Genomic DNA, 19,458 nt, shown 5'->3' with positions numbered 1-19,458 from the left:
CCGTGGCCGAGGGCAGCGATGCGGTGTTCAGCGTCGACATCAGCGGCGCCGCCGCCGGCAGCAGCGTCACCCTGACGCTGGCACCGTCCGGTACCTACCAGGCCACCGAAGGCACTGACTACAAGGTCACCACCTTCCAGTACAGCTTCAACGGCACCGACTGGTTCAGTGCCACCGAAGGCGCCAGCATCAGCGTGCCGGCCGGTAGCAGCAGCCTGCAGGTGAAGACCGATACCTTCAACGACACCATCGACGAGCAGAACGAGACCTTCACCCTTACCGCGGTGCTGAGCAGCCTGGGCAGCAACTACAGCGACAATGGCGTTGGCACCATCACCGATAACGACACCCCGGCCATCCAGGTGAACGATATTTCGGTGAATGAAGGGGATATGGCGACCTTTACCGTCGACATCAGCAGTGCCGCCAGCGGCAGTACTGTCTCCCTGACCCTCGCGCCGTCCGGTACCTACCCGGCCACCGAAGGCACTGACTACAAGGTCACCACCTTCCAGTACAGCTTCAACGGCACCGACTGGTTCAGCACCACCGAAGGCGCCAGCATCAGCGTACCGGCCGGCAGCAGCACCATGCAGGTACGGACCGACACCTACAACGACTCGACCTACGAGAACAACGAGACCTTCACGCTGTCGGCAACCCTTAACAGCCTTGGCACCAATTACAGCGACAGTGGCACTGCCACCATCGTCGACAACGACTTCAAGCCGCCGGTGCTGTATGCCGATGGTGGCGCCTGGCAGATGAACCTGTCGTCTGATCACACCAAGTACGACATGCGTGCCAAATCAGGCGACATCACCCTGTTTGCCAACCGCACCATCCACTGGGATATCTGGGTAGACAATGTCGCCGCTGCCGGGCTGATCCTGAGCGCCACCTCGGTGCCGACCGGTACCAGCTACTACTACGAGAAGCTGTACACCGCCAACGGTGACACCCTGTTCCGTTTCTATCTGACCGCCGGCAATGCCGACGTGGTGATGAGCCAGAACAGTGCCAGCGGCCAGTTCGAGATCAACCTGTCCGGCGCCACCATCACCAGCAGCACCAACGTGCACATCATCAACTCCGACGAGTACGTGCTGCCGCACAGCAATTATCCCGACAACTACGCCACCAGCTTCGACACCGGCACGGCCAGCAGCGGCGACAACCGCGACTGGCTCAGCAGCGACACCAACGGCGGCGAGCTGGCGCTGGGCAGTGCCAGCCAGACCGGGCAGACGGTCGACTCCCTGGCCGGCAATGACATGACCTACGGCACTCTCGGTAACGACACCCTGAGCGGCGGTACCGGCGACGACTTTATCGACGGTCGCTCCGGCAACGACACCATCCACGGTAATGATGGCAACGATGTGCTGATGGGCGGGCTGGGTGACGACACCATCTACGGTGATGCCGGCAACGACACCATCTACGGCGGCTTCGGCAACGACACCCTGATTGGCGGCGCCGGTTCGGACACCTTCAAGTGGGCACTGGGCGACCAGGGCCAGGCAGGGGCGCCGACCATCGACACCATCAAGGACTTCCAGACTGGTGCCGGCGGCGATGTGCTGGACCTGAAGGATTTGCTGCGCGGCGAAAATAGCGGCAACCTGACCAACTACCTGCACTTCACCAGTGACGGCACCAACACCGTGGTTCAGGTCAGCAGTGCCGGCCAGTTCAACGGCAGCAACTACGATGCCACAGCCGACCAACGCATCGTGCTGGAAGGGGTAAACCTGACTGGAGGCGATGCCGCCATCATCGATCAACTGAAAAACAACAACAACCTGAAGACCGACTAAGACGGTCGTGGCATGACAAAGAGCCGGCAGCTGCCGGCTCTTTTTTTTGTCTGCGGCGTGTATCTCGCCCAAAGGTTGGCCGCAAAGCTTGCGGCCAACCTTTGGGCTTATTGTCGCAGCGGCGCGCTGCTGCCGCGTGGCACCAGCTTGCCCTGCAGCACCACGTGGCGGTGGCTGCGTGCCGGGTCTTCCAGCCGCGCCAGCAGCATGGCCATGGCGCTGCGGCCGATTTCGTCCACCGGCTGCTCGATTACCGTCAGGCCGGGGTCGATCAGCCCGGTCCAGACTTCATTGTCGAAACCGGCCAACGCCAGATCATGCGGCAGGCACAGCCCGGCGGCCTTGATGGCGCGCACCGCGCCCAGCATAAAGATGCCGTTGCTGATCAGCAGCGCGCGCGGCCGGTCCGGCTCCGCCAGCCAGGCGCTTACCGCCGCCTCGGCCGCCTCCACGCTGGGGGGAACGAAGCGCGCCGGCGCCGGCAGGCCGGCATGATCCAGCGCGGCCACAAAGCCGGCGTGGCGCTCGGCGCCGGTGCTGCTGGTATTGCCAAACAGGCCGCCGATATCGCGGTAACCGGCGGCCAGCAGGTGCTCCACCAACTGCGCGGCGGCGCGGCGGTTGTCCAGCACCACCGCATCGCCGTCGCCCTGCGCCGGGGTGCGGTCGATCATCACCACCGGAAAACCCAGCGACTCGGTATCCAGCGCCGCGGCGCTGTGGCGGGTGGGCGCCAGGATCACCCCGGTGACGCGCTCCTCGCGCATCAGCTTCAGGTACATGGCCTCTTTTTCCGGGTCTTCGTCGGTGTTGCATAGGATGACGCGCATCCCGTTTCGATAGGCTTCGTCCTCTACTGCGCGGCTAACGGCGGTAAAAAACGGGTTGCGGATATCCGACACGATCAATCCTATAGTGTCGGTGTGCTGCGAACGCAGGCGCCGCGCCGCCAGGTTGGGGCGGTAGTCCAGCTTGGCCATCGCCGCCTCTACCCGCTTGCGCACCTTGTCGCTCACCGGGCCGTTGCACAGCACGCGGGATACCGTGGAAACCGACACGCCGGCCAGTTCCGCCACATCCTTGATTTTTGCCATCCGCTTTCTCCGGTATCGATTGCAACGCCCATGAGCGTGGTCCGTTGCGTTATTGGCCAAGATGTTACACCGAAAATGAAATCCTTATTGACACAAAAATTGGTATCGATTTCAATGCACGCAAACAAAGACAGACACAGGAGACCTCACCATGTCCAGCACGCTGATCCGCCCCGAACTGGTACGCCTTGGTGCCAGCCCCACCAGCAAGGCCCAAGCCATCAGGGAAGCCGGCCAATTGCTGGCTGCCGCCGGCCATATCGACCCGGCCTATGTAGACAGCCTGCTGGCGCGTGAGAACGTTGCCAACACCTACCTGGGGCATGGCGTGGCCATTCCCCACGGCATGATCGAACACCGCCACCTGATCCGCAGCACCGCCATTGCCGTGCTGCAGGTGCCGGGCGGCATCGAATGGAACCCGGGCCAGACCGTGCACCTGGTATTCGCCATTGCCGCCCAGTCCGACGAACACCTGGCGCTGCTGCGCCGCCTCACCCGCCTGCTGCAGGACGAAGCCGCGCTGGGCCGCCTGTTCGACACCCCGCACCCGGCCGACCTGCTGGCCGCGCTGGAACAGCAGGCACCGGCCGCCGAGCCGGCGGAAGCAATCGCCGACTTCGCCCACGGTTTCGACTGGGTGATGGACTACCCCAACGGCCTTCACGCCCGCCCGGCACAACAGTGGGTGGAAACCGCCCGCCGCTTTGCGGCCAACGTACGGGTGCGCAAGGGAGAAGAAAGCGGCGACGGCAAGAACCTGATCGCCCTGCTGCAGCTGGGCATCGCCCACGGCGAAACCCTGCACGTGTCCGCCGAGGGCCCGGACGCCGAGGCACTGCTGTCCGCGCTGCAGGCCGTGATGAGCGGCCTCACCGCCGGCGAGCAGGAACAGGCCGACAAGGCCGCCAAACAACAACAGGCGCAGGCCGGCCGCGCGCAGTGGCAGCCGGCCGGCAAGCCGCTGGCGCTGGACGGCATTGCCGCCAGCCCGGGCCTGGCCATCGGCCAGCTGCGCGTGCTCAAGCCGGCGGTGCTGGAGGTGCCGGATCACCCGGTACTGCTGGGCAGCGGCGGTGACCAGCTGGATGCCGCGCTGGCCGCCACCCGGCTGGAACTGCAGGACCTGGCCGCCGCCACCGGCAAGCGCATGGGCGCCACCGAGGCCGGCATCTTCCGCGCCCAGGCCGAACTGCTGAACGACACCGACCTGATCACCCTCACCTGCCAGCTGATGGTGGAAGGCCACGGCGTGGCCTGGGCCTGGCACCAGGCAGTGAGCCGCCTGGCCGAGCGCCTGGCCGCGCTAGGCAACCCGCTGCTGGCCGCGCGCGCCGCCGACCTGCGCGACGTGGGCCTGCGCGTGCTGGACCAGCTGGCACCGGAACTGGGTGCACGCCGCAAGCCGCTGGATGAAGGCAGCAACCTGATCATCGCCGCCGCCGACCTCACCCCGTCCGACACCGCCGCGCTGGACCCGCAACGCATCATCGGCCTGTGCACCGCGCAGGGCGGCCCGTCCTCGCACACCGCCATCATCGCCCGCACCGTGGGCCTGCCGGCGCTGGTGGCGCTGGGTGCCTCGCTGCTGGATCTGCCGGATGGCGCCACCGCCATCATCGACGGCGACAGCGGCCGCCTGTACCTGAACGCCGACGAAGCCGACCTCGCCAGCGCCCGCCAGTGGATGGCCCGCCAGCAGGAAGCTGCACGCAAGGCCGCCGCCGCTGCCATGGCGCCGGCCGCCACCCAGGACGGCAAGCGCATCGAAGTCGCGGCCAACGCCAACCATCCGGATCAGGCCGCCGCCGCAGTGAAGGCCGGCGCCGAGGGCGTGGGCCTGATGCGCACCGAATTCCTGTTCCTGGAGCGCGACAGCGCGCCCAGCGAAGACGAGCAGTACCAGAGCTACCGCGGCATGCTGGACGCGCTGCAGGGCAAGCCGCTGATCGTGCGCACCCTGGATATCGGCGGCGACAAGCAGGTGCCCTACCTGAACCTGCCGCACGAGGAAAACCCCTTCCTCGGCGTGCGCGGCGTGCGCCTGCTGCTGCGCCGCCCGGACCTGCTGGAGCCGCAGCTGCGCGCCATCTACCGCGCAGCCAGCCACGGCCCGCTGTCCATCATGTTCCCGATGATCACCAGTCTGGAGGAGGTAAAGGCGCTGCGTGCAGTGTGCGAGCGCATCCGCCAGGAGCTGGGCGCGCCGGAAGTGGCGCTGGGCATCATGGTGGAAGTGCCGGCGGCAGTGGCCATGGCCGACCAGCTGGCCGAGCACGTCGATTTCTTCTCCATCGGCACCAATGACCTCACCCAGTACGTGCTGGCCATCGACCGCCAGCACCCGGAGCTGGCGCGCGAAGCCGACGCGCTGCACCCGGCGGTGCTGCGCATGATCCGCCAGACGGTGGAAGGCGCCAGCCGCCACAACCGCTGGGTGGGCGTGTGCGGCGGCATCGCCGGTGACCCGCTGGGCGCCGCCATCCTGGCCGGCCTCGGCGTGCAGGAGCTGTCGATGAGCCAGCGCGACATCGCCAATGTGAAAGCCATGCTGCGCCGCTGCTCCAGCGGCCACCTGGCCCGCCTGGCCGCCGACGCGCTGCGCTGCGCCGACGTAGGCGCGGTGCGTGCACTGGCCGCGCGCCTGGAATCGCTACCGGAAGAGGTGGAAGCATGAGCCGCCAGGTGCTGACCATCACGCTGAACCCGGCGCTGGATCACACCATCACCCTGCCTGCGCTGGGCGTTGGCCGCGTGAACGTGGCGCTGGATGCAGCGCAGACCCCGGGCGGCAAGGGCGTGAACGTGGCCAGCTGCCTGGCCGACTGGGGCGTGCCGGTGATGGTGAGCGGCCTCTTGGGCCGCGACAACGCCGGCGCCTTTGTCAGCCTGTTCGAGGACAAGGGCATCGCCGACCGCTTCCTGCGCCTGCCGGGCAGCACCCGCACCAATATCAAGCTGGTGGCGCAGGACACGCGGGATACCACCGATGTGAACCTGCCCGGCGTAGCCGTGCCGGACAACGCGCTGCCGCTGCTGGTGGAACAGCTGCAACACCTGGTGGAAGACGGCCAGATCGTGGTGGTGGCCGGCAGCCTGCCGCCGGCACTGCAACAGGCCGGCTACCTGCCACTGCTGCGCGAACTCAAGGCACTGGGCGCCGAAGTGGTGCTGGACACCAGCGGCGACGCGCTGGAGCAGGTGCTGCTGCAGCGCGACGTACTGCCGGCAATGATCAAGCCCAACCGCCACGAGCTGGAAGACTGGGTTGGCCGCGAGCTGCCCACGGTGGCCGAGGTGGCCGCCGAGGCGTGCCGCCTCAACCAGCATGGCATCGCCACCGTGGTGGTATCGCTGGGCAGCGACGGCGCGCTGCTGTCCACCCGCCAGGACGGCTGCTGGCTGGCCAGCCCGCTGCCTGTCACCCCGCTGAGCACCGTGGGTGCCGGCGACGCGCTGGTGGCCGGCATGGTGGCCGCGCGTCACGCCGACCAGAGCTGGCCGCAGGCACTGCGCCTGGGTACCGCCTTTGCCGCCGCCAAGCTGCAGCGGCTGGGGCCGCACCTGCCGCCGCGGGCGGAAGTAAAGGCATTACTGGAGCAAGTACAGCTGCAGGCCTTGTAGCCGGCTTGCGGCCAACCTTACAGATTCATCCGGCCCGTACCGCCCCCTACTACAACAGCTCGGGCGGGCCGGACACGTCAGGGCGTCTCGAAAAACCTCGGTAGCGAGACAAGGTGCGAACAGAACTGCAGAAAGCATGTTTTGCAAGCAACGCAGTATCGCGACGAAAGCGGGCGTTTTTCGAGCTGCCCTTCAGCAGCACAACGAGAGGAGACAACGATGTCAACACTGCTGGCCGTACTCACCTGCCCCGAGCGCAGCACCCAGAGCCTGCTGGCCGCCGAAGCGCTGCGCAAGGCCGCCAAACAGCTCGGGCAGGCCATCCGCATCGAAACCCACACCGCGCAAGGCGTGCAGGACCCGCTGAGCGAGTCGGAACTCGCCGCCGCGCAGCAGGTGATCCGCGTCGGCGCCAGCGGCAGCGATGCCCGCTTCTCCGGCAAACGCGAGCACCTGGCCGCGCTGGAAGCGGTGCTGGCCGACCCGTCCGCCGTGCTGAACGCTGCATTGCAGACAACGCCGGTGGCCGCTGCCGCCAGCCAGCCGCTGTCCATCGTCGCCATCACCTCCTGCCCCACCGGCATTGCCCACACCTTCATGGCCGCCGAAGGCCTGAGCGGCGCCGCCGAGGCGCTGGGCCACCGCATCAAGGTGGAAACCCAGGGCTCGGTGGGCTCGCAGAACGCGCTGACCGCCGCCGACATCGCCGGCGCCGACCTGGTGATCATCGCCGCCGATACCCAGGTGGACACCAGCCGCTTTGCCGGCAAGCGCGTGTTCATGAGCGGCACCAAGGCGGCGATCAACGACGGCAAGGCGCTGATCGGCAATGCCCAGGCCAATGCCAAACTGCAGGCGGCTGCGGCCGGCGGCCAGGGCGCGGCAGCCGGTGCCGCCAGCGCCAGCAAGGAGCGCAGCGGCGCCTACAAGCACCTGATGACCGGCGTGTCCTTCATGCTGCCCTTCGTGGTGACCGGCGGCCTGCTGATTGCACTGGGCTTCGCACTGGGCGGCATCTATGTGTTCGATGACGCGCACAAGGGTACGCTGGGCTGGACGCTGTTCAATATCGGCGCCAAGGCATCGTTCGCGCTGATGGTGCCGGTGCTGGCCGGCTACATCGCCTACTCCATCGCCGACCGCCCCGGCATCGCGCCGGGCATGGCTGGCGGCATGATTGCCGGCGCCATCGGCTCCGGCTTCCTCGGCGGCATCGTCGCCGGTTTCATTGCCGGCTACTCGGTGAAATACCTCAACGAGAAGATCCAGCTTGGGCGCAACTTCGACGGCCTCAAGCCGGTGCTGATCCTGCCACTACTGGGCACCACCATCGTCGGCCTGCTGATGTACTTCGTGCTGGGCCAGCCGGTGGCGGCGGCGCTGGGCGCGGTAACCGAATGGCTGAAAGGCCTGCAGGGCAGCAGCGCGCTGGTGCTGGGCATGATCCTGGGCGGCATGATGGCCTTCGACATGGGCGGTCCGATCAACAAGGCGGCCTACACCTTCGCCACCGGCCTGATCGCCAGCCAGGTGTACGCACCGATGGCCGCGGTGATGGCCGCCGGCATGACCCCGCCGCTGGGCATCGCCCTGGCCGCGCTGCTGTTCAAGAACCGCTTCACTGCCGATGAGCGCGAAGGCGCCAAGGCCGCCGGCGTGCTGGGCATTTCCTTCATTACCGAAGGCGCCATCCCGTTTGCCGCCAAGGACCCGCTGCGGGTGATCCCGTCGCTGGTGGCCGGCTCGGCACTGGCCGGCGCCATCTCCATGGCCTCCGGCTGCCAGCTGCGCGTGCCGCACGGCGGCGTGTTCGTGCTGCCGATTCCGAATGCGGTAAGCAACCTCGGCATGTATATCGTGGCGCTGCTGGCCGGCACCGTGCTCTCCGCCGTGCTGCTGGGCGTGCTGAAGAAAACGCCGTCTGCGGCCAACGTTTGAGTTTCTCTCCCTCCTGCCCCGGCAGGCCCGGCCCGCGCGCCCCACGGCGCCGGGCCGTTTTTTTTTGTCTGACAAAGCGTGCCACGGCGGGTGACCAAGCCAAGCCAATTACATACAATGCAGTTTGTTAAGCCACCCGCATCACTCGCGCCAGGGAACATTCCATGCCACTGAGCTACCAGATACGTGACACGGAAGCCAGCATCTCCATCCGTGGCCAGTTCGACTTCTCGCTGCACGGCGATTTCCGCGCCGCCAGCCGCGCCATCATGGCCAGCCCGGCGGTGCAGTGCGTGGACATCAACCTGCAGGACACCGAGACGCTGGACAGCTCGGCGCTGGGGATGCTGCTGGTGCTGCGCGAGCAGCTCAGCCGCCACCAGGTGAAGCTGCTGATCACCCATGCCCGCCCCGGCATCCGCCAGATTCTGGCCATTGCCCGCTTCGAAAAATTCTTCCAGATTGACTGAGGGCCGGCCCATGCGTCAGCTGAACGTGCTGGTAGTCGATGACAGCAAGGTGAACCGCATGGTCATCGCCCGTGTTATCAGCCAGCACGGCCACCGGGTGATCGAGGCGGCCGACGGTGCCGAGGCGTTGGCCCGCTGCGAGCAGCAGCTGCCGGACCTGATCCTGATGGACGTGATCATGCCGGTGATGGACGGCCTGACCACCACGCGCCAGCTGCGCGAGCGCTACAACAAGCAGTGGATTCCCATCATCTTCCTCACCGGCATGAGCGAGCAGGAAGACGTGCTGGCCGGGCTGGCCGCCGGCGGCGACGACTACCTGACCAAGCCGGTGGACACCAAGCTGCTGACCGCCAAGATCCGCGTGATGGTGCGCATCGCCGAGATGCAGCAGCGCATCACCCAGGATGCCAAGCGGCTGGAGGCCTACTACCACGCCAACCGGATGGAGCAGCAGCTGGCCGAGCACGTGCTGCACAATCTGTACGGCGACCAGCACAACACCGGCATCGAGCAGTGGATCAAGCCGACGGTGCAGTTCAGCGGCGACATCATCACCGCCGCCAAATCGCCGGCCGACACCCTGCACATCATGCTGGCCGACAGCACCGGCCACGGCCTGGCCGCCGCCATTGCCTGCCTGCCGGCGGCCACGGTGTTTTACGCCATGACGCAAAAGGGCTTCGGCATCCATGCCATCGCCCGCGAGATCAACAAGAAACTCAAGCAGCAGCTGCCGGTGGGGCGCTTCGTGGCCGCCACGCTGGTGGCCATCGCGCCGCAGGAGCGCACCATCACGGTGTGGAACGGCGGCATTCCGTTTGCCGGCTTCGTCAACGAACAGGGCGAGCTGTGCAAGCGCTTCGTCTCCTCGCACCCGCCGCTGGGCATTCTGCCCAATGCCGACTTCGACCCGGCGGTAGAGGTGTACCGCTGGCAGCAGCCGGGCCGGCTGCTGATCTGCTCCGACGGCCTGACCGAGGCGCGCAGCGGCGATGGCCAGCTGCTGGCCATCGAGCGCCTGACCGCACAGTTGGCCGCACCGCTGCCGGCGCCGGTGATTGCGCCGCTGGCGCAGCTGGTCAGCCAGCACCTGGGCCGCGACGAGAACGTCGACGACATCTCGCTGGTGGTGGCACCGTGCAGCAACGCCCAGCACAGCCCGCCGCCGGCGCCCCAGCCGCATGCCTTTACCCAGCTGGACAGCTGGGAGATCCGCCTGGGCTTCGGCCCCAAGGAGCTGCGCGACGACCTGGGCATGCCCACGCTGCTGGGCTGGCTCAACCAGATCGGCCTCAACGACAGCCAGTTCAGCGACATGCTGCTGGTGGTGACCGAGCTGTTCAGCAATGCGCTGGAACACGGCGTGCTGCAGCTGGACTCCCGCGACAAACACTCCAGCGACGGCTTTGGCCGCTACCTGGCGCAGCGCCAGCAGAGCCTGGCCGCGCTGCAGCACGGCCGCATCGATATCGCCATGCGCCGCGACGGCAAGCAGCTGTCCCTGTCGGTGCAGGATAGCGGCCACGGTTTCGACCCGGCGCTGCTGCCGGCCGATTGCGAGCACGCGGCACCCTACGGCCGCGGCATCGCGCTGGTGCGCCGCCTGTGCCAGCAGGTGCAGTTCCTGCACGGCGGCAGCCGCGTGGAAGTCAGCTACCAGTTGTAAACCCTGCCCCGCCTACCCTTCATCGCCCGCCGGCTTGCCCGGCCATTGCCATCATGCCGTTTACCCTGCAACACGCCGGCCATGCCGAGCTGGAGATCAAGAAAAGCCGTTTCCTCGCCTGCGTGGAGCCGATGCGCGACCGCGCGGCGGCGCTGCAGCGCGTGGCGGAGCTGAAAGCCGCCCACCCCGCCGCCGCCCACGTGTGCTGGGCCTTGCTGGCCGGCGGCCACAGTGCGGCCAACGATGACGGCGAACCGTCCGGCACTGCCGGGCGGCCGATGCTGGAGGTGCTGCGTCACCAGCAGCTGGAAGGGGTGCTGGCCACCGTGGTGCGCTACTACGGCGGCGTCAAGCTGGGAGCGGGAGGACTGGTGCGCGCCTATACCGACAGCGTGGCGCGCGCGCTGGACGGCGTGCCGCGCAGCGAACTGCAGCGCTGGCTGACGCTGCACTGCCGGCTACCCTACGCGCTGGAAGGCCAGGCGCGGCGGCTGTTGCAGAAACACGCGGCCACGCTGGAACAGGTGACGCACGAGGCGCTGGTGAGCCTGGTATTCAGCGTGACCGAGCGCGAGGCCGCGGCGCTGCGCCAGGCGCTGGAAGACAGCTGCCACGGCCAGCTGCAGTGGCTGGATACGGCAGTGCCGGAGTAACCCCGCCTGCCGTCGGCGCACCGGCCACCGGTGCCGGCCGTCACGCGGTGGCGACCGCCGCGGAGGCCGTGCCGGCGACTGCGGCCAACCTTGCGCCAGTTCGCCGCCCGCGCCGTCCTCGCTGCCAATCGCCGGGGCCGCCGGGCCAGGCCCCACCAACGCGGCCGGCCGCTGCGTTCAGGGCAGGCGCCCCTTCTGCTGGCGGTAGGCCACCACCGCCTGCACCAGGTCGGCAATCGAGCGCGCGCCCATCTTGTCCATCATCTTGCCGCGGTGCGCTTCCACCGTCTTGATGCTGATGCCCAGATCGTCGGCAATCACCTTGTTCATCTTGCCTTCGATCACCCGCTCCAGCACCTCGCGCTCGCGCGCGGTCAGCGTCGCCAGCCGCGCCTCGCAGGCCTGCACGCCGCTTTCGCTCTGGCGCACGCTTTCCGCGGTGGCCAGCGCACTGTCCACCGCCGCCAGCAGCGCCTCCTGGTTGAACGGCTTTTCCAGGAAATCGTGCGCGCCGCGCTTCACCGCCTGCACCGCCATCGGCACGTCGCCGTGGCCGGTAATGAAGATCACCGGCCAGGCATTGCCGCGCGCCTGCAGCTCCTCGTACAGCTGCAGCCCGCTCATGCCGGGCATGCGGATGTCCAGGATCAGGCAGCCGCTGCCCGGCCCCGGCTGGTAGCCGGCCAGGAAGCCTTCGGCGCTGTCGTGGCAGATCACCCGGTAATCGTGGCTTTCCAGCAGCCACAGCAGCGAGTCGCGGAAGGCTTCGTCGTCGTCGACGATATGAATGCGGATGCTTGTGCGTGTCATGGTTCATACACCGGCAGGGTGAAGCGGAAAATGGTACCACCCAGCGGATGATCTTCCACTGAGAGTTGACCCTGATGAAACTCGACGATGGAGCGGCAGATGTTCAGCCCCATGCCCATGCCGTCGCTCTTGGTGGTGAAGAAGGCGTCGAACAGCTGCGACTTGATGTCGTCCGGCACGCCGTGGCCGCGGTCGACGATGGCCAGCTCGATGCGCTTGCCGCTGTGGCGCTGCACCGACAGCTCCAGCTGGCGTTCGGCCGGCGGCAGTTGCTGCATCGCCTCCATGCCGTTCTTGATCAGGTTCAGCAGCACCTGCTCGATCAGGATCGGGTCGACATGCACCGGCGGCAGGCCGCTGGCCAGGTGCACGTTGATGCTACTGGCCAGCCGCCGCGCCTCGATCTCGGCAATCGCCAGCGCCGCCTCGATGATGTCGGCGATGTCCACCGCCTTGCGCACCGGCTCGCTCTGCTTCACGAACTCGCGCACCCGGCGCACGATCTTGCCGGCGCGCTCGGCCTGGGCGGTGATCTTCTCCATCACTGGGATCAGCGTCTCGGCGGTGGCCTTGCCCTGGCGCAGCCGCTCCACGCAGCCGGCCTGGTAGTTGGCGATGGCCGACAGCGGCTGGTTCAGCTCGTGCGCCAGGGTGGAGGCCATCTCGCCCATGGTGATCAGCCGCGAGGTGGCCTGCAGCTTGAGCATCTGCTCGTCGTAGCGCTGCTCGGCGGCGCGCTGTTCGGTGATGTCGGTGAGGATCAGCATCTGCGCCAACTCGCCATCCACCCAGCGCAGCGGCCGGGTGCGCAGCAGGCACCAGCGCGCCGGCTCGTCCAGCCAGATTTCCTGCTCGCTGCTGGCGTGGCGCAGCAGGCGGTACAGCCGCAGGTCGCAGTAGTCGGTGTCGCCGTCCTCGCCGACTGCGGCCAACCATTCGCGGTAATGGTGGTTGCAGAACAGCAGCTGCTGGCTGCTGGCACGCACCACCGCCACCGCGGCATCCAGGCCCTCGATCACCGCGATGAAGCGCTCGTTGGCGTCTTCCAGCTGCTGCTGCGCCTCGCGCTTTTCCGTCATGTCGGTCAGCGCCGCCATCCAGCCGGTCTGCTGGCCTTCGGCGTCGATCAGCGGCGATACCAGCAGCTGGCCGTAGAAGCGCTCGCCGTTCTTGCGCTGCATCACCGATTCGAACAGCTGCTGGGTGTGCTCGCCGGACAGCGTCTGGCGCAACACCTCGTCGTTGTACGGCGCCACGTCCGGCGCCCAGTACGGGTACGGCGGGCGCAGGCCGATCAGCTCGGCCTCGCCGAAGCCGGTGATGCGGCAGAACGCCGGGTTCACATAGGTGATGGTGCCTTCCAGGTCGATGGCGCGGATGCCGACCACCAGCGAATCCTCCATCGCCTTGCGGAACATGTATTCGTGGCGCAGCGCCAGCTCGGCCTGTTTCTGCGCGGTGATGTCGCGGCCGGAGAAGTAGATCACCCCGGTGTCCGGCAGCGGGCTCAGCGACCAGGCCAGCAGCAGGCTGTCGCCGCCGCGGTTGATGACGCGCGTTTCCAGGTAGTGGTCGACGCTGCCGGCTTCCAGCAGGCGGCGCAGCATCTGCCGCGTGCTGTCGCGCTGCGCCGGCTGCAGGTAGCTGAGGAAAGAGGTGCCCACCAGCTGCTCCGACGGGTAGCCAAGGCCGGCGACGAAGGCCGGGTTGACGTGCAGCAGGGTGCTGTCCTCGCGCATCACCCCCAGCCATTCGCGCGACAGGGTGTACACCCGGTCGCGCTCGCGCTCGGCCGCCACGCGGCGGCGGATGTGGCGCGACAGGCTCAGCAGGCTGAGCAGGGTCAGCACCGACAGGCCGGCGATCAGCCCCAGCTGGATCAGCCGGTTCTTGTCCACGCTGCTGCGCACCGGCCGTGCCAGCAGCTGCAGCGGCGTGCCGCCCAGGCGGATGCTCTGCACCACACGGCTGGCGGTGGTGTTGTGCGCGTTGCTGGCCAGGATGTCCTGGCCGCTGCCCAGCTGCAGATAGTATTTTTCGGCAAACCACGACGGCGGCACGCGGCGCACGAAGGCATTGGCCTGGTAGATGCCGATCACCATGCCGCGGAACTGGGTGTCGCGGAACACCGGCACCATCAGGTCGAAGCGCCACTCGCCGTTGCCCAGCTGGTAGGGATGGCTGAACAAGGGGCGGCCTTCGCTCTGCGCCTGCAGGTAGGCCGAGGCGCTGGCGCCGGACAGGCCGGCGCCAGCCACCAGCCCGGATTCCTCGTACGGCGCGATCCAGCGCAGGGTAAAGCTGGCATCGGCCCACACCACCGCCACCATCTCCGGGGTGTTGCCGAGGAACTGCGACGCCTGTACCAGGAAGCCGGCCTCGTCCAGCTCCTCGCGGCCGATGTCGCGCGCCATCTGCGCCAGTTCGCCCTGCTGGCCATCCAGCCGCAGGCGCATGGTCTGCTCCGCCCACAGAGTGTCCTTGGCCAGGTCGGTGCGCTGCTGCTCGTTCTCGCGCGCGTCCAGCGTCCACAGCATCACCGCCATGGTGAGGAAGAACAGCACGATGGTGCTGTTGGGCATCAGCCGGTAAAAGCGGCTGCGTTTGAGCGAGGTATAGAAACGGGGGGTGCGCATGCGCGTTAGGAACCTATGTTCGATCTGCCGTGCTGCGGCGCGGCGGGGTGGCCAATGCCGGCGCACTGCTCGGCTGGCAGTGGTAAACGCCGCACTCTGCGCCGCTTGCAAGGTTGGCCGCAAGGGAAGCCGGAATGCGATAATAGGCACTCCTTGCCCACACCGCCATCAGGAACAGCCCGTGCCGCGTCTTGCCTGCCTTGCCCTGTTGCTCTGCACCGCCTACGCCGGCGCCGTGCAGCCGATCCGCATCGGCGTGTCCGGCCCGTTCAGCGGCGGCTCGTCGCCGATGGGGCTGAGCATGCGCGGCGGCATCCGCCTGGCGGCGGAAGACATCAACCGCCAGGGCGGCGTGCTGGGGCGGCCGCTGCAGCTGGTGGAGCGCGACGACCGCGGCCGGCCGGACTACGCGATCCGCGTGGCGGACGAGCTGATCGGCCAGCAACAGGTGGTGGCCACGGTGGGCTTTGTGAACAGCGGCGTGGCGCTGGCCTCGCAGTACCGCTACCAGCAGGCGCGCATTCCGGCCATTACCGCGGTGGCCACCGCGCACGTGGTCACCCAGCAATTCCTGCCGCCGCGGCATGCGGCCAACTATGTGTTCCGTGTGGCGGCGTCGGACAGCCTGCAGGCGCCGCTGATCGTGCGCGAGGCAGCGCGGCGCGGTTTCCGCCGCGTGGCGGTGCTGAGCGACAACAGCAATTACGGCCGGCTGGGGCAGCTGGATCTGCTCAAGGCACTGGCCGCCAGCGGCATCCAGGCGGTGAGCGTGCAGCAGTTCCGCAATGGCGAGCTGGACATGAGCAGCGCGCTGCGCGACGCCCGCGCCGCCGGCGCGCAGTGCATCCTCACCTACACCATCGGCCCGGAGCTGGCGCAGATCGCCAATACCCTGGCGCAGATGGAATGGCGCATTCCGCTGATCGGCAGCTGGACGCTGTCGATGTCCAACTTCATCGACAATGCCGGCCCCAACGCCGAGGGCGCACGCATGGTGCAGACCTTCATCGAGGACGGCAACACGCCGCTGCGCGCCAGCTTCATCCAGCGCTACCACCAACGCAACCCGGGCGAGCGCATCCAGTCACCGCCGTCCGCCGCCCAGGGCTACGATAGCCTGCTGCTGCTGGCCGCCGCGATGCAGCAGGCCGGCAGCACCGACGGCCCCAAGGTGCGCGCGGCGCTGGAAAACCTGCACGGCCCGGTGGCCGGCCTGATCGCCACCTACCGGCAGCCGTTCTCTGCCAGCGACCACGAGGCGATCGAGCTGGACGTGCCGGTGATCGGCGAGGTGCGCCAGCGCAAGGTGATCTATGCCTACCCGCAGGATCGCCTGCGCCACCCGTAACGGCGGCGTTATCCGTACGGCAGCCCGCATGGCAAATCATGCAGATTGAATGCAAAAAAGCACCGCTTAACGGTGCTTTTTTGTGCCTGCGGCCAAGCTGGCGGGCTTAGCGGCGCTGCTCCTTGTCCTTCAGGTGCGCCTCCAGCGCATGGCCGGCGGACAGAATGTGGAAGCGCAGGAACTCGGCCGCCTCGTCCGCCGCGCCCTTGCGGCACAGGTCCAGCAGCTTGGTGTGCTCCTCGTGCGCGCGCTCCATGGTGCGGGTCAGCAGGATCTGCATGCGGGTGTAGCGGTCGGTCTTGTTGTGCAGCTGCTCCAGCAGTGCCAGGGTGTTGGGGCGCTTGGCGGCGCGGTACAGCGCCAGGTGGAAGCGCGAGTTCAGCTCGCCCCAGTGGCGGATATCGTTGCTGGCCAGCGCCAGTTCGAACTCTTTCAGCGTCGCCTCAGCAATCTCGTGATCGCTGGCCTCCTGGCGCGGAATGGCGGCGCGCAGCAGCTCGCTTTCCAGCATGGCGCGAATCTCCACCAGCTCCAGCACGTCGTCCAGCGACAGCTTGGACACCAGCGCGCCCTTGTGATCGATGATCTGGATCAGGCCTTCGGCCTCCAGCTGGCGTAGCGCTTCGCGCACCGGCACCCGGCTGACGCCATATTCATTGGAGAGGGCCTCCTGCCGCAGCTGCTGCCCATCGGCAAACTCACCCGACAAAATGCGTTGGCGCAGGGATTCGGTTACGGCACTGGTCAGGGTCTGGCGCTTGATGGGCTGCAGGGTGGTCATGGCGTCGCTCTGGCTATCGGATACATGCAAATGTATTCGATTATACGGTGAAATTCACTGCCGGCAACCAGGGAAACAGGAAACAAAACGAAAAAACCCGGCCGAAGCCGGGTTTGTTCTGGGGTGAATGATGGGGCTCGAACCCACGACAACCGGAATCACAATCCGGGGCTCTACCAACTGAGCTACATCCACCGCTGAGCGGTACCTCTGCCAGCCAGGGGCTGACAAAGCAAATTGTGGGGTGAATGATGGGGCTCGAACCCACGACAACCGGAATCACAATCCGGGGCTCTACCAACTGAGCTACATCCACCACTGATATATCTGGCGCGCCCGACAGGAATCGAACCTGTAACCCCCGACTTAGAAGGTCGGTGCTCTATCCAGTTGAGCTACGGGCACTCACATCGGGCTTACTAATTAGGGCTGTTGGTCGGGGCGGTGGGATTCGAACTCACGACCCTCTGCTCCCAAAGCAGATGCGCTACCAGGCTGCGCTACGCCCCGACAACAGGCTGCGAACTATACTGGCCGTACTCGGCAGTGTCAACACCTTGTGCAGAATATTTGCAATCACATGCCATTTCAGCAGCCGGGCCGCAGGCAAAGCGCGACACCTTGCGATAAAAAAATGTGCTTTGCAGGCACGCCAAGCCCTTGAAGCGATTGAGTAGAACGACCAAAAAATGCGAAAATCCGGCCTTTCCTTCCAACCAGACTGAATTAGGTGGATAGCAGCATGGCAGCACAACTTATCGACGGCAAGGCCGTCGCCGAAACCCTGATCAACCGCGTACGCGAGGGCGTGGATGCCCGCGTGGCTGCCGGCAAGCGCGCGCCGGCGCTGGCCGTGATTCTGGTGGGCGACGATCCGGCCTCCGGTATCTACGTCAAGAACAAGAAACGTTCCTGCGAGAAAGCCGGCATCCGTTCGGTAGCCTACGACCTGCCGGGTAGCACCAGCCAGGAAGAGCTGCTGGCCATCATCGACCAGCTCAACGCCGACGACGGCGTGGACGGCATCCTGGTGCAGCTGCCGCTGCCCAAGCAGATCGACCCGCAACTGGTGATCGAGCGCATCAACCCGAAGAAGGACGTGGACGGCTTCCACCCGTACAACGTTGGCCGCCTGGCCACCAAGATGCCGCTGCTGCGCCCGTGCACCCCGCGCGGCGTGATGACGCTGCTGGCCGAGTACGGCATCGATCCGAAAGGCAAGAACGTGGTGATCGTCGGCGCCTCCAACATCGTCGGCCGCCCGCAGGCGCTGGAGATGCTGCTGGCGCGCGCCACGGTGACCGTGTGCCATAGCGCCACCGCCGATCTGGCCGCCGAGGTTGGCCGCGCCGACATCGTGGTCGCCGGCGTCGGCATTCCCAAGTTCGTGAAAGGCGAATGGCTGAAACCGGGCGCGGTGGTGATCGATGTCGGCATCAACCGCCTGGCCGACGGCAGCATCTGCGGCGACGTCGACTTCGCCGTGGCACGCGAAGTGGCCAGCTTCATCACCCCGGTACCGGGCGGTGTCGGCCCGATGACCGTGGCCACGCTGTTGCAGAACACGCTGGATTCGGCCAACCTCAACGCCTGACCGCCAAGCGCATGCCAGCCCGACGCCACCGTCCGCCCCGTGCCGGCGGTGGCGTTTGCTTTTCCCCAATGCCCGCTAACAGACAAAGAGCCACACCATGAGCAACAAACATTCGGCCACGCTGCTGATCAGCTGCCCGGACAGCCAGGGCCTGGTCGCCGCCATTGCCAACTTCCTGCTGACCTACAACGCCAATATCCAGCACGCCGACCAGCACCAGGATCCGGTGGAAGGCCTGTTCCTGATGCGCGTGCAGTGGGACCTGCAGGGCTTCAGCCTGCCGATGGATAACTTCTCCGCCGCCTTCGCGCCGATCGCGGAAAAGTACAATATGCAGTGGGAGGTGTCGCTGTCGGTACGCAAGCCGCGCATGGCGATCTTCGTCTCCAAGTACGAGCACTGCCTGGTGGACCTGCTGCACCGCTGGAGCATTGGCGAGCTGGACTGCGACATCCCGCTGATCATCTCCAACCACGACGACTGCCGCCGGCTGGCCGAGTTCCACGGCATCCCCTACCACGTCATCAGCGTGAACAAGGACAACAAGGCACAGGCCGAGGCCGAGCAATGGGAACTGCTGCAGGCGGCCGAGGTAGACTTGATCGTGCTGGCGCGTTACATGCAGGTGTTGTCGCACAAGTTCGTCGAGCGCTACCCGCACCGTGTCATCAACATCCACCACAGCTTCCTGCCGGCCTTCGACGGCGCCAAGCCCTACCACCGCGCCTTCGCCCGCGGCGTGAAGCTGATCGGCGCCACCAGCCACTACGTCACCGAGATCCTCGACGACGGCCCGATCATCGAGCAGGAAGTGATGCGCATCTCGCACCGTGACGACGTGGAAGACCTGATCCAGAAAGGCCGCGACCTGGAGCGCGTGGTGCTGTCGCGCGCCGTGCGCTGGCACCTGGAAAACCGCATCCTCGCCTACAACAACAAAACCGTGATTTTCGACTGATGAGCCTGCCACTGCTGCACGACGCCGTTGATCTGCTCCGCCTGCGCGTCGCCCCGCTGGAAC

General features: G+C 66.8%; 14 protein-coding genes and 4 tRNA genes. 10 read left to right on the top strand and 8 right to left on the bottom strand.

Going from position 1 to position 19,458, the window contains the following annotated elements:
- Nucleotides 1–1,820 (top strand): type I secretion C-terminal target domain-containing protein (locus ACFOLG_RS02715; RefSeq protein ID WP_386088099.1); only part of this gene is annotated, 1,820 nt, incomplete at its 5' end.
- A 107-nt stretch (nt 1,821–1,927) separates the two neighbouring features.
- On the opposite strand, the gene ACFOLG_RS02710 is transcribed toward ACFOLG_RS02715, so the two are convergent.
- Complete coding sequence (locus tag ACFOLG_RS02710; protein ID WP_386088097.1) at nt 1,928–2,914, bottom strand: LacI family DNA-binding transcriptional regulator; 987 nt, start codon at nt 2,912–2,914, stop codon at nt 1,928–1,930.
- Between the two features lie 151 nt (nt 2,915–3,065).
- Between ACFOLG_RS02710 and ptsP the strand changes: the two genes are divergently transcribed.
- The 6 genes from ptsP to ACFOLG_RS02680 all read left to right on the top strand — a co-directional run bounded on the left by ptsP (nt 3,066) and on the right by ACFOLG_RS02680 (nt 11,268).
- The gene (ptsP, locus tag ACFOLG_RS02705; protein WP_386088095.1) at nt 3,066–5,591 is read left to right on the top strand and encodes a phosphoenolpyruvate--protein phosphotransferase; all 2,526 of its coding nucleotides are present in this window, start codon (nt 3,066–3,068) and stop codon (nt 5,589–5,591) included.
- The gene (pfkB, locus tag ACFOLG_RS02700; RefSeq protein ID WP_386088093.1) at nt 5,588–6,538 is read left to right on the top strand and encodes a 1-phosphofructokinase; all 951 of its coding nucleotides are present in this window, start codon (nt 5,588–5,590) and stop codon (nt 6,536–6,538) included. The genes ptsP and pfkB overlap by 4 nt, the downstream gene beginning before the upstream one ends.
- 219 nt (nt 6,539–6,757) lie before the next feature.
- Nucleotides 6,758–8,476 carry a fructose-specific PTS transporter subunit EIIC gene (locus tag ACFOLG_RS02695; RefSeq protein WP_386088091.1) on the top strand — a complete coding sequence of 573 codons (1,719 nt, stop codon included), beginning with the start codon at nt 6,758–6,760 and terminating at the stop codon, nt 8,474–8,476.
- A gap of 164 nt (nt 8,477–8,640) precedes the next feature.
- Nucleotides 8,641–8,946 (top strand): STAS domain-containing protein, encoded by a 306-nt coding sequence (locus ACFOLG_RS02690; RefSeq protein ID WP_386088089.1) that lies wholly within the window; start codon nt 8,641–8,643, stop codon nt 8,944–8,946.
- A gap of 10 nt (nt 8,947–8,956) precedes the next feature.
- Complete coding sequence (locus tag ACFOLG_RS02685; protein ID WP_386088087.1) at nt 8,957–10,615, top strand: SpoIIE family protein phosphatase; 1,659 nt, start codon at nt 8,957–8,959, stop codon at nt 10,613–10,615.
- Between the two features lie 53 nt (nt 10,616–10,668).
- The gene (locus ACFOLG_RS02680; protein ID WP_386088085.1) at nt 10,669–11,268 is read left to right on the top strand and encodes an IMPACT family protein; all 600 of its coding nucleotides are present in this window, start codon (nt 10,669–10,671) and stop codon (nt 11,266–11,268) included.
- 177 nt (nt 11,269–11,445) lie between these two features.
- On the opposite strand, the gene ACFOLG_RS02675 is transcribed toward ACFOLG_RS02680, so the two are convergent.
- On the bottom strand, nt 11,446–12,078 hold the full coding sequence (locus ACFOLG_RS02675) for a response regulator transcription factor (RefSeq protein WP_386088083.1): 633 nt from the start codon (nt 12,076–12,078) through the stop codon (nt 11,446–11,448).
- Nucleotides 12,075–14,714 (bottom strand): PAS domain-containing sensor histidine kinase, encoded by a 2,640-nt coding sequence (locus ACFOLG_RS02670; RefSeq protein WP_386088081.1) that lies wholly within the window; start codon nt 14,712–14,714, stop codon nt 12,075–12,077. Before ACFOLG_RS02670 ends, ACFOLG_RS02675 begins: the two co-directional genes overlap by 4 nt.
- Before the next feature lie 181 nt (nt 14,715–14,895).
- Between ACFOLG_RS02670 and ACFOLG_RS02665 the strand changes: the two genes are divergently transcribed.
- Complete coding sequence (locus ACFOLG_RS02665; RefSeq protein WP_386088079.1) at nt 14,896–16,062, top strand: ABC transporter substrate-binding protein; 1,167 nt, start codon at nt 14,896–14,898, stop codon at nt 16,060–16,062.
- A 106-nt stretch (nt 16,063–16,168) separates the two neighbouring features.
- Here ACFOLG_RS02665 and ACFOLG_RS02660 read toward each other — a convergent pair whose 3' ends face one another.
- From ACFOLG_RS02660 to ACFOLG_RS02640, 5 genes are all read right to left on the bottom strand, one after another.
- Entirely contained in the window at nt 16,169–16,843 is a 675-nt protein-coding gene (locus tag ACFOLG_RS02660; protein WP_386088077.1) for a GntR family transcriptional regulator, read from the bottom strand.
- Between the two features lie 119 nt (nt 16,844–16,962).
- Nucleotides 16,963–17,038: transfer RNA gene (locus tag ACFOLG_RS02655), tRNA-His, on the bottom strand.
- A 45-nt stretch (nt 17,039–17,083) separates the two neighbouring features.
- A tRNA-His gene (locus ACFOLG_RS02650) sits at nt 17,084–17,159 on the bottom strand.
- Between the two features lie 12 nt (nt 17,160–17,171).
- Nucleotides 17,172–17,248 (bottom strand) — tRNA-Arg (locus tag ACFOLG_RS02645).
- A 28-nt stretch (nt 17,249–17,276) separates the two neighbouring features.
- Nucleotides 17,277–17,353, bottom strand: a tRNA-Pro gene (locus ACFOLG_RS02640).
- 232 nt (nt 17,354–17,585) lie between these two features.
- Between ACFOLG_RS02640 and folD the strand changes: the two genes are divergently transcribed.
- A complete protein-coding gene (folD, locus tag ACFOLG_RS02635; RefSeq protein ID WP_386088075.1) occupies nt 17,586–18,437 on the top strand; it encodes a bifunctional methylenetetrahydrofolate dehydrogenase/methenyltetrahydrofolate cyclohydrolase FolD in 852 nt (283 codons plus the stop codon).
- Nucleotides 18,438–18,534: 97 nt separating this feature from the next.
- Nucleotides 18,535–19,395, top strand: coding sequence for a formyltetrahydrofolate deformylase (purU, locus tag ACFOLG_RS02630; protein WP_386088073.1), 861 nt, complete (start codon nt 18,535–18,537; stop codon nt 19,393–19,395).
- Nucleotides 19,396–19,458: the final 63 nt, after the last annotated feature.

The organism is Vogesella facilis (assembly GCF_042648525.1).
In the GTDB taxonomy this organism is placed as follows: Bacteria; Pseudomonadota; Gammaproteobacteria; order Burkholderiales; family Chromobacteriaceae; genus Vogesella; species Vogesella facilis.
Note: the sequence above shows the minus strand (reverse complement) of the source record. Positions and strands in the feature narration are given on the sequence as shown.